At 41.3% G+C, this 10303-nt stretch carries 6 protein-coding genes and 1 riboswitch; of the genes, 5 read left to right on the top strand and 1 reads right to left on the bottom strand.

Annotated elements, in window-relative coordinates; translation table 11 throughout:
• Nucleotides 1-250: 250 nt before the first annotated feature.
• Nucleotides 251-1786, bottom strand: a complete 1536-nt coding sequence (locus E7303_RS17530) for an alpha-amylase family glycosyl hydrolase (protein WP_292146751.1) — start codon at nt 1784-1786, stop codon at nt 251-253.
• Nucleotides 1787-1950: 164 nt separating this feature from the next.
• Here E7303_RS17530 and E7303_RS17525 point away from each other — a divergent pair, with 164 nt between their 5' ends.
• The 5 genes from E7303_RS17525 to E7303_RS17505 all read left to right on the top strand — a co-directional run bounded on the left by E7303_RS17525 (nt 1951) and on the right by E7303_RS17505 (nt 9217).
• Nucleotides 1951-3078 carry a glycoside hydrolase family 88/105 protein gene (locus tag E7303_RS17525; protein ID WP_292146750.1) on the top strand — a complete coding sequence of 376 codons (1128 nt, stop codon included), beginning with the start codon at nt 1951-1953 and terminating at the stop codon, nt 3076-3078.
• Nucleotides 3079-3432: 354 nt separating this feature from the next.
• Nucleotides 3433-5187, top strand: a complete 1755-nt coding sequence (locus tag E7303_RS17520; RefSeq protein ID WP_292146749.1) for an ABC transporter ATP-binding protein — start codon at nt 3433-3435, stop codon at nt 5185-5187.
• 45 nt (nt 5188-5232) lie between these two features.
• Nucleotides 5233-7017: an ABC transporter ATP-binding protein gene (locus tag E7303_RS17515; protein ID WP_292146748.1), complete on the top strand. Its 1785-nt coding sequence runs from the start codon at nt 5233-5235 to the stop codon at nt 7015-7017.
• 60 nt (nt 7018-7077) lie between these two features.
• Nucleotides 7078-7161: riboswitch (ZMP/ZTP riboswitch) on the top strand.
• Nucleotides 7162-7233: 72 nt separating this feature from the next.
• A complete protein-coding gene (locus tag E7303_RS17510; RefSeq protein WP_022774311.1) occupies nt 7234-7941 on the top strand; it encodes an IMP cyclohydrolase in 708 nt (235 codons plus the stop codon).
• Between the two features lie 97 nt (nt 7942-8038).
• On the top strand, nt 8039-9217 hold the full coding sequence (locus tag E7303_RS17505) for a phosphoribosylaminoimidazolecarboxamide formyltransferase (protein WP_026663877.1): 1179 nt from the start codon (nt 8039-8041) through the stop codon (nt 9215-9217).
• Nucleotides 9218-10303 lie beyond the last annotated feature (1086 nt).

Below are 10303 nucleotides of genomic sequence, written 5' to 3'. Positions count from 1 at the left end.
ATCGCATGCAGCCATAGCCTAAAATGGAAATTGGTTCCCCTTTTTTATTTTTTCTGTACTCCATAAGAAATCTCCCTTTACTAATTGATAACTGCAATAAAGTGTTAGCAATATAATTGAGTGAAATATAACATATTGTAGTATATTTTTCAATATTGGAGTCGTGGTTTTCGTAATAGTCAAACAACTCTTAGTGTAAGTTAAAAACTTATACTAAGAGTTGTTTAAATAAAATCATGGTGATAATTGCTTACTGCATTACTACAAAAGACTGAGGAGCCATCTTAAGCTCATAGTCATTAAGAGAGACATCCCCAATAGAATAGATACACTCGCCTTTGGAAGGAAGCTTTACGTAGGCTTTTTTGTCTGATGGATTAATTGCAATAGTCAGCTTACCTCTCTTATACACGAATGGGAAAGACTCTGCTTCGGCATAAACAACTTCAAAAGAGCCGTCGGCCTGCAGATCTTTGTACTTGTGGCGAAGAGTGGTGAGCTCTTTTACTGTATTAAGGAGAGAATCCTTGTCGTCTTGCTGATTTTCAACAGTTGGAGCATCATCAGCATTATCAACAGGTAAGTAGAGCTTTGAAGCATCAGCATCTGAGAAACCGTGATTTTTGCTGTTATCCCACTGCATTGGAGTTCTGGTGCCGGTTCTTGTATAACCGCCTTCCTTGGTTGGAACATCGAGATATCTCATTCCTATTTCATCGCCGTAGTAGATAAAAGGAACGCCGGGAAGAGTCAGGAACATGGCATAGGCAATCTTAAGTTCGTCCATATCAAGAGTTCTGCGTGGGCGAGGTGTGTCGTGATTGCAAGTGATGAAGCTGATGTAGCCATCATTTTTAGTATCGTCATACTTGGGCAGGTAATCATTTAAAAAGCGCATGATATCGCCGTTTCCGTCTTTTTTAAGGAAGCTGTGGTCACCGCCTTCTGTTTCATAATCGCGAAGAAGGGTATTGTAGCCATTTCCGTGATGATCAAGGTAGAAGTCAGCGTGGAAACCGTACTTGAGAGCCTGACGTGGATTGGACCACTCGGAGATGATTGCAGCATCTGGGTATTCTTCATCGAGCATTTGTCTTATATTTTTCCAAACGGCACCTGTAGCGGATTTGTTCTCATCATCATCTTTTACTAGGGAATCGGCCATATCAACTCTAAAGCCATCGCATCCATGATCAAGCCAGAAGCGCATAACGTCTTTCATGGCTTCTCTTGTGGCGATGCAGTCAGGGTGATCAGGTGGGAGCTGCCAATCCTCTGTTCTGTTGAGAAATCCGTAGTTAAGGGCTGGCTGGCATTTGAAAAAGTTAAGCATGTAGCAGCCATTTCTGTCAGCTTCTCCGCCTATATAAGGGTGACCTGCTATTCCCTGAATCCAGTGGTGGGTCCAGACATAGCGGTTTGTATATTCGTTTTCAGTAGCTTTTTTGCTCTCTTTGAACCATTCATGTTCTTCAGATGTGTGACCAGGTACGAGATCAAGCAGAACATGGATACCTTTCTCATGGGCGATTTTAAACAACCTGTAGAGATCTTCATTCGTGCCATAGCGGGGAGCTACTTTTTTGTAGTCCCTTACGTCGTATCCGGCGTCCTTAAAAGGTGAATCGAAGCAAGGATTAATCCAAAGGGCACTGCAACCAAGTTCTCTTACATAATCAAGCTTTTCAATGATTCCATTAAAATCACCAATACCATCTCCATTGGTGTCTTTGAAAGACTGGGGATATATTTCATAAAAAACAGCATCTTTTAACCAGTTAGGCATTTTGTAACCCTCCATATTAAGCTATCGCTGTAGGAAGCGATGTGTAAAAAAAGTTCCGGTAACGTTTCCATTATACATTAATTTTTGTAAATTGCATTAGTTCACTATTATTATCATAATTACGATATAATTATTCTATACCTTTTTTGATAATGGAGGGCTAAATGGACGCAAAAATTCTTGAAAAGAAAATTGAACTGGTGGTTGATAAACTCCTTAATCTTGGCGGAGCTGATTATGAGCAGGATAAAGAGATCCCACTTGAGGAAGTACTAAAGTCAGGTAAGTGTGCCCGTGATTATGGCATTGAAGAATGGGACTGGCCACAGGGAGTCGGACTTTACGGGCTATATCTTTTGCAGAGTTATAAAAACACAGATGGATATATGGATTTCTTTGTGAATTGGTTTGAAAGAAATCTTGAGATTGGGCTTCCTTCAAGGAATATCAACACTACATGTCCTTATCTTACCCTTGTGAATATACTTGATAAGATGCCTGAAAAAGAAAAATATGAAAAGCTTTGCCTGGATCAGGCAGAGTTTCTGATGAAAGAACTTCCTAAAACAAAAGACGGCGGATTCCAGCATGTAACCAGCGCCATCGGTGATAGAAACGGAGTCATGCTAAATAACGGCCAGATATGGGCTGATACCTTGTTTATGGCAGTCCTTTTCCTGCAACAAATGGGAATCAGGTACAACAATGATGACTGGAAAGCTGAGGCTACCCATCAGTTCCTTGTTCACATTAAATACCTTTATTCCAAGACAGCAGGGCTTTTTTATCATGGATTTAGTTTTGAGAGAAATGATAATTTTGGCGGAGTGTACTGGTGCCGCGGAAATTCATGGTTTACTCTGGGAGTTACTTTGTTCCTTGAAAAAGCAGATTATTTGGATAAGGGAACCAGGCAGTTTATTGTAGATACTTTCGTGGATCACGCAGAGGCTCTAAAAAAGTATCAGGGAAAAAGCGGCTTGTTCCACACTGTGATTGATGATGATTCTTCCTATGAGGAGGTTTCAGGAACAGCAGCTATGGCAGCCGGGCTTATTCGTGGAATCGAGCTTGGGCTTTTATCTGATGATTACAAAGAGTGTGCTAAAAAGGCCGTTCTTGCTATATGCGGCAATGTCGATGCAGATGGAACTGTCCTTAATGTATCCGCTGGAACTGCTATGGGTATGGATGCTGAGCACTACAAGAACATACAGATAAGACCAATGGCATATGGTCAGTCACTTGCTTTGGTAGCTTTGTGCTATTTTGAAAGACATAAATCAGTATGAACAGGAATTTTCTGAAAATTGTTATTGACAAGTTCGGTCAATCATAATAATGTATTTATAGTCAATAAAAACACGAAAGGAGGTAAACACAATATGATTATCAGAGTTAGACTTAATAATTTAGTTAATAGGAATAGTGTGGTTACCTCGCTGGAGTTTGCTTGATGTAAGTATACTCGAATGTATTATCAGCGCGGTTTCCGCAAATGGAGATCGCGCTTTTTTTATGCACAAAGATAATGGCGCCAGTCTTGGGTGTAAGAAACGGTAGGATCTCCATGGGATTTCCTATCGTTTTTATTTTTTGACAACTAGTTTTTGCAACAGCGCATAGCGCAAAAGGATGTGATATTTATGAAAAAGTACATTTTTAGGAACTGGTGGAGATATTTAATTGGCGGTATATGTCTTGTCTTAAGTACCCTGGTTGATATTCTCGTGCCGTTTATAACTCTTTCCATGGTTGACGATGTGATAGTGGGAAGAAATATGGATATATTCAGGAGAGATATTCTCCTGTACGTGGCAGCAGGTCTTGGAAGGGCAGTTTTCCAGTTTGTCAAAGAGTTTTTGTGTGACATGTCAGGATGTCGCGTGGCTTCAGGCCTTAGAAAGGATATGATGAAGCATATCTTTTCACTTCACAAGGGCTATTTTGACAAAAACAATACCGGCGAACTGATGGCAAGAGTTAAGGATGATGCCGGCTCAGTGTGGGACCTTACAGGCTTTGTTGGAATGCTCATGACAGAGGCGACCATTTATTTCTTTGGAGTCATCATCTGCATGGTATCACTTAACTGGAAGCTCAGTATAGTTCCACTTGTATTCATGCCGCCGCTTGCTTACATTGCCCTTCATCTGGAAAAAAAGCTTAATAAGGACTACGACGATATCAGCGAAAAGAACGCTGCTCTTACCAAGGTAGTGGAAGAGAATATATCGGGAGTAAGAACAGTAAAGGCTTTCTCTGCCGAGAGCAGTGAGCTTAAGAAATTCGACGAAAAGAACCTTGAATATGCGCAGGCAAATAAGAAGTTTGCCACAGATCTTGCGGACACGGATCCTCTTCTTGGAATGATTCCAAAGATCATGCAGACCTTCGTGGTAGCCATTGGAGGATATGCGGCTATTAAGGGCAGCATCACATATGGTACCCTTGTGGCTTTTGTATCATATTCCATCAGCATCGTATGGCCAATCGAGAATCTTGGATGGATGTTGTCGCTTGTTTCACAGGGACTTGCGGGATACAAAAAGATTGAAAAGGTTATGGCAACAAAGTCTGAAATAACAGACGCTCCAATGGATGCATGCGGTGAAGAAAACGTGTCAGACGTGGAAAGCACAAGTAGAGCTGGAGAAATCTCTTTTGACAATGTGAGTTTCGAGATGGAAGGAAAGAAAATCCTTAAAGATATTTCTTTTACCATTAAGAAGGGTAAGACTCTTGGAATCATGGGAGCTACCGGAGCCGGAAAGAGCACGATAGTTAATCTTATCGAGAGGTTCTATGACACTTCGGAAGGAGCTGTCAGGATCAATGGAAAAGACATAAAGGATATGCCAATGACTGATATCAGAGCTTTCTCATCAGTTGTAACGCAGGATGTATTTCTTTTCTCCGATACCATCACTGAAAATGTGAGGCTTGGAAGCAAGGCTACAATGGACGACCTTACTGTAAGGCGCGCTATAAAAAGCGCCCATGCCAAGGAATTTGTGGAAAAGATCACAGATGGTTATGACGCAGTTATCGGCGAGAGGGGAATTGGCCTTTCTGGCGGACAAAAGCAGAGACTTTCTATTGCGAGGGCTCTTGCTAAAAAAGCTGATCTTCTAATTCTGGATGATTCCACATCAGCCCTTGATATGGAGACTGAGGCAGCTATTCAGCAGGAACTTAATGATAAGAAAGATATGAGTAAGATCATTATCGGTCACAGAATTTCATCAGTTAAGGATGCCGATGAGATCATTGTTTTGGAAAACGGAATGGTAAAAGAGAGGGGCACACACGCTGAGCTTTTGGCTCAAAAAGGCCTCTATTACAGCACATATGAAGCTCAATACGGCGACTATAGAAGAGCCATGGCTTCAGGGCAGTAAATCTTTTACCTGGCAACATTGGATAAGGCATAAGGAGGTGTTTACATGGCTATAAACAGCACCAGAGAAGATGAAGAATTAAAGGAGAGCATAAAGGTCGATGTTCTTAAGAGGCTTTTTGCCAATCTCCTGGAGTACAGAGGAAAAATCGTAGCAGTTACGCTGCTTATTCTTTTGACAGTAGCGATATCGACGGTTTATCCACTTTTGATAGAAAAAATAATAGATGATGAGATAGTAAACGGGAATGTGAGAGGCCTGTTTATAATGGCTGGTATCATGATAGGACTTGCAGTAGTCAGCTATTTCGCAACCAGGATATGGAGGCGGATCATGGCTGATATTTCAAATGATATGATCCTGAACATCAGAAGAAAGCTCTATATCCACATTCAGGAGCTTGGAGTGGACTTTTTTGACCAAAGGCCCTCAGGTAAGATCCTTGCAAGGGTCACAGGTGATGTCAATGCGCTAAAAGAGGTTCTTTCAAGCACTATAACAACTCTTGCTCCGGAAGCAGTAAGTCTTATAGTGATCCTGGTAATAATGATTGTAAAGAGCCCGGTGCTTTCACTTTCAGCGGCAGTAGCAGTTCCGATTATTCTCTTCGGGTTATATTTTTGTGAGATTCTCGCTCATAAGAGATGGCAGATGTGGAAAAAGAAGGACTCTAACATGACAGCCTTTATTCATGAAGGAATCGAGGGAGTGTCAGTTATACAGAGCTTTAACGCTGAAGATGAAGCCAACAGGGAGTTTGGAGATATTGTTGATGAGGTGATACATGCCTTCAGAAGGGCAGTTGTCATTGCAGACCTGTACAGTCCAACTATTGAAATAGCAGGTGGACTTGGGACAGCCACTCTTTACTATCTTGCAGTGACAAAACTTGGAGTTACTGCAGAGTCCATAGGTACTTTGTCAGCGTACGTTCTGTACCTTGGAATGTTTTTTAACCCTATAAGAAATCTTGCAAACTACTACAATAAGCTGATCACAAACATTGCATCAGCAGAGCGTGTTTACGAGATAATGGACATGGAGCCTCTTGTAAAAGATAAAGAGAAGGCGGAGGATATGCCGGAAATTCAGGGAAATGTGGAGTTTGACCATGTGACCTTTGCATATCCGGATGAGCCTGATGTGGACATATTAAAAGATGTAAGCTTTAAGGCTAAAAAGGGTGAGACAATAGCGCTTGTTGGTCCTACCGGTGCAGGTAAGACAACGATAGTGAGCCTTATCAGCAGATTCTACAATACTAAGAGTGGGCGGGTACTTGTTGATGGGAAAGACATCAGCAAGGTTACTATACAGTCCCTCAGAAGTCAGCTTGGTATCATGACTCAGGATAATTACCTGTTTTCAGGTACTATCAGGGATAACATCAAGTACGGAAAAACGGATGCTACTGATGAGGAGATGATCGCTGCAGCAAAGGCTGTACATGCCCATGATTTCATTGAAAAGATGGAAAATGGCTATGATACTGTGATTACAGAAAGAGGCGGAGGATTGTCAAACGGACAGAGGCAGCTTATTGCTTTTGCGAGAACTCTTTTGACAGACCCTAAGATCCTCATACTTGACGAAGCAACCTCAAATATTGATACCAAAACGGAAATTTTGGTCCAGAGAGGAATTGAAGAGCTTCTTAAAAAGAGAACCTCATTTGTTGTAGCTCACAGGCTTTCAACCATCAAGAACGCAGACAGGATATTCTTTATCGATGATGGTGGGATCATTGAGTGGGGCGATCATGAGAGCCTTATGGCAAAAAAGGGCGCTTACTACAATCTCTACGCTTCGCAGTTTGTGAGCGCATCATAATAGAACACATTTTTAGTCAAAATGCCATCTTGAAATTTGGATTCAAAAAGTGTATGTTTATCTTGTCCATACAACTGGCGGATAAGTGGGTAACCACATGGGAGTATGGATAATAATATTAAGTCGACCGCCTGGGCAATCAAGTTAAGGATTGCTCAGGCTTTTCTTTTGTGTATCATCCGGATCCGGAGCAATTCCCCCTAGAGAGGAGACAATATGATAGATTTACAAAAAGAGATTGGAAGCACTTCTTACCCTGGAAGAGGTATTGTAATCGGTACTTCTGAGGACGGAAAGTATGCTGTATGTGCATATTTCATTATGGGAAGAAGCGAGAACTCCAGAAACCGTGTTTTTGTAGAAGATGGTGAAGGAATCAGAACACAGGCTTTTGATCCGTCAAAGATGGAAGATCCAAGCCTTATAATCTATGCACCTGTTCGTGTTCTTGGAAATTCTACAATCGTTACTAACGGTGACCAGACAGATACAGTTTATGACCTTATGAAGGAAGGCAAGACTTTCGAAGAGTCACTCAGAACAAGAGAGTTTGAGCCTGATGCTCCAAATTATACCCCTAGAATTTCAGGTCTTATGAATGTTGAAGATGGTAAGTATGATTTTGCTATGTCTATCTTAAAGAGCAACAACGGCGATCCAAGCCAGTGCCTGAGATTCACATACACCTATGACAACCCAAAGGCTGGCGAAGGATACTTCATCCACACATACATGCAGGATGGAAATCCACTTCCAAGCTTTGAAGGAGAGCCAACAAGAGTAAATATCGCAGGAGATATTGATACATTTACAAATAATGTATGGAATGCACTTAATGCAGATAACAAGGTATCTCTTTTCACAAGATATATTGAAATTGCGACAGGCAAGTATGAGACACGCATCATTAACAAAAATGCCTGAGTTTGGCAGGCAAAAAGAACTAACTGAAAAGAACTAGCCGGGCTTTAATAAGCATAGGCTGATAAATGAAATTGTAATTAATAAAAAGGAGAATCTCATGAACGAAATTCAGCTTAAATATGGATGTAACCCTAACCAGAAGCCTTCACGCGTATATATGGAGAACGGTAGCGACCTTCCTATAGAAGTATTAAACGGAAGACCTGGATATATCAACCTTCTTGATGCCCTCAACGGATGGCAGCTTGTATCAGAACTTAAGAAAGCAACAGGACTTCCTGCAGCAACTTCATTTAAGCATGTATCCCCTGCAGGTGCTGCAGTAGGGACGCCTCTTACAGATATTGAAAAGAAGATCTACTGGGTAGAGGATCTTGGAGAATTGAGCCCTCTTGCCAATGCTTATGCAAGAGCCCGCGGAGCAGACAGAATGTCTTCATTTGGAGATTTTATCTCACTTTCTGATGTTTGTGATGCTGATACAGCAAGACTTGTAAAAAGAGAAGTCTCAGATGGAATCATTGCTCCCGGCTACACAGATGAAGCCCTTGAGATCCTTAAGGCAAAAAAGAACGGCAACTACGCTGTTATCAAGATCGATGAGAACTATGTGCCTGAAGAGATCGAGAAAAAGCAGGTATTTGGTGTTACTTTTGAGCAGGGACATAACTTCATCGAGATCAATGAAGAAATGCTCAAAAACATTGTTACAGATAACAAAGAACTTCCTGAGTCAGCTAAGATTGATCTTATTATCGCTCTTATTACACTTAAATATACACAGTCAAACTCAGTTTGCTATGTAAAGGGTGGTCAGGCAATCGGTATCGGAGCAGGCCAGCAGTCAAGAATCCACTGCACACGTCTTGCAGGTTCCAAGGCTGATAACTGGTTCCTTCGTCAGGCACCACAGGTTCTTAACCTGCCTTTCCTTGACACTATCAAGCGCCCAGACAGAGACAATGCTATTGACCTCTACATCGGTGCTGATTACATGGATGTTCTTGCTGATGGAAAGTGGGAGCACATTTTCAAAGAGAAGCCACCTGTATTTACTGAGGCTGAAAAGAGAGCATGGCTTGATAAGAACACTGATGTTGCTCTTGGCTCAGATGCTTTCTTCCCATTCGGTGACAACATCGAGAGAGCATATAAGAGCGGCGTAAAATATGTTGCTCAGCCTGGCGGATCTGTTCGTGATGACAATGTTATCGAAGCAGCAAACAGCCATGACATGGTAATGGCCTTTACAGGACTTCGTCTTTTCCACCATTAATAACACCACTTTTCATTATATCAAAGAGAAATGTAGATTAGGGAGAGTAATCCGATGAATGCAGTTAGCATACATCAGAGCACTCTCCTTTTGTATATGCGTAAGTGAGGTAGAAGCTAGGGGGGAGACAGGGGCAGACATTGCCCCCTGTTATTCTATGTATAAGCTTAAGAAATTGGTAAATGCTTGGCTCCGTACGCCACCATTGACTGAACCTGAGGAAAACGCTTTGTCAGCTTTGCCGACGGTGAGGATGATGGGAACAGTAGATCTTATCTCACCGTCGGATTCAGCATTGTAGCCTTTTCCTCAGAACCCGTCAATGGCAAGCACCTACGGTGTGGCTGAATACAAGGGCCTCAGGCTCTGACTCCGAGAACAGTAGGGATGGCTACTTTCAGTAATGTGGAGGGTTAAGAAAAATAGATGCGGATGCTTTCTGGAATGTGCAGGGCTATATGCCGCAGCTCCCATAGAGCGGAAATGCTGTTTTGGACATATAAGCCTGATTTCAAGCTTACAACACCCCTCGCCATGGATTTTGACTTGTGATTTTGGGCATATACGGCTTTTCTTAAGTTACCGCACCATTAAATAGATGATTCTTATGTCTTATTTCATTCATCCAATGGATGTGTAAATCTATTTTTTCTCATATATGCCCGTTTTCACTTCCTGAAAATTTTGCCAATGGATGTGTAAACTAAAAAAAATCGCTATATGCCCAAATGAGCATAGAAAAATCTAAACAAACATCTATCATGACCAAAAACATGACCTAATCAAAAGAAAAATACAAAATAGGTCATGAATTCTGTAGTATTTTTAAGGTGTATCTGACGAAAAATATGACCTAAGTAAAAGAAAAACACAGAATAGGTCATGAATTTTGTAGTAGTTTAGTCATATCACGACAAGAAACATGACCTAAATAAAAGAAAAACAGAGAATAGGTCATAATTTTTGTAATAGCACAGCGATATCACACCAAAAAACATGACCTAGACAGGTGAAAAATGTACCGACCCCCAAAAGTTAGACCCAAAAATCTAACTTTTGGAGGTCGGTATTTTTATGTCTAAGTAT

The organism is Butyrivibrio sp., from assembly GCF_015056685.1.
Classification (GTDB): domain Bacteria; phylum Bacillota; class Clostridia; order Lachnospirales; family Lachnospiraceae; genus Butyrivibrio.
This window is presented reverse-complemented; position numbering and strand designations above follow the sequence as displayed.

Coding starts and splice junctions, on each gene's coding strand:
- E7303_RS17520 (WP_292146749.1), top strand. CDS start 3,433: ATGAAAAAGTACATTTTTAGGAACTGGTGGAGATATTTAATTGGCGGT.
- E7303_RS17530 (WP_292146751.1), bottom strand. CDS start 1,786: ATGCCTAACTGGTTAAAAGATGCTGTTTTTTATGAAATATATCCCCAG.
- E7303_RS17505 (WP_026663877.1), top strand. CDS start 8,039: ATGAACGAAATTCAGCTTAAATATGGATGTAACCCTAACCAGAAGCCT.
- E7303_RS17510 (WP_022774311.1), top strand. CDS start 7,234: ATGATAGATTTACAAAAAGAGATTGGAAGCACTTCTTACCCTGGAAGA.
- E7303_RS17525 (WP_292146750.1), top strand. CDS start 1,951: ATGGACGCAAAAATTCTTGAAAAGAAAATTGAACTGGTGGTTGATAAA.
- E7303_RS17515 (WP_292146748.1), top strand. CDS start 5,233: ATGGCTATAAACAGCACCAGAGAAGATGAAGAATTAAAGGAGAGCATA.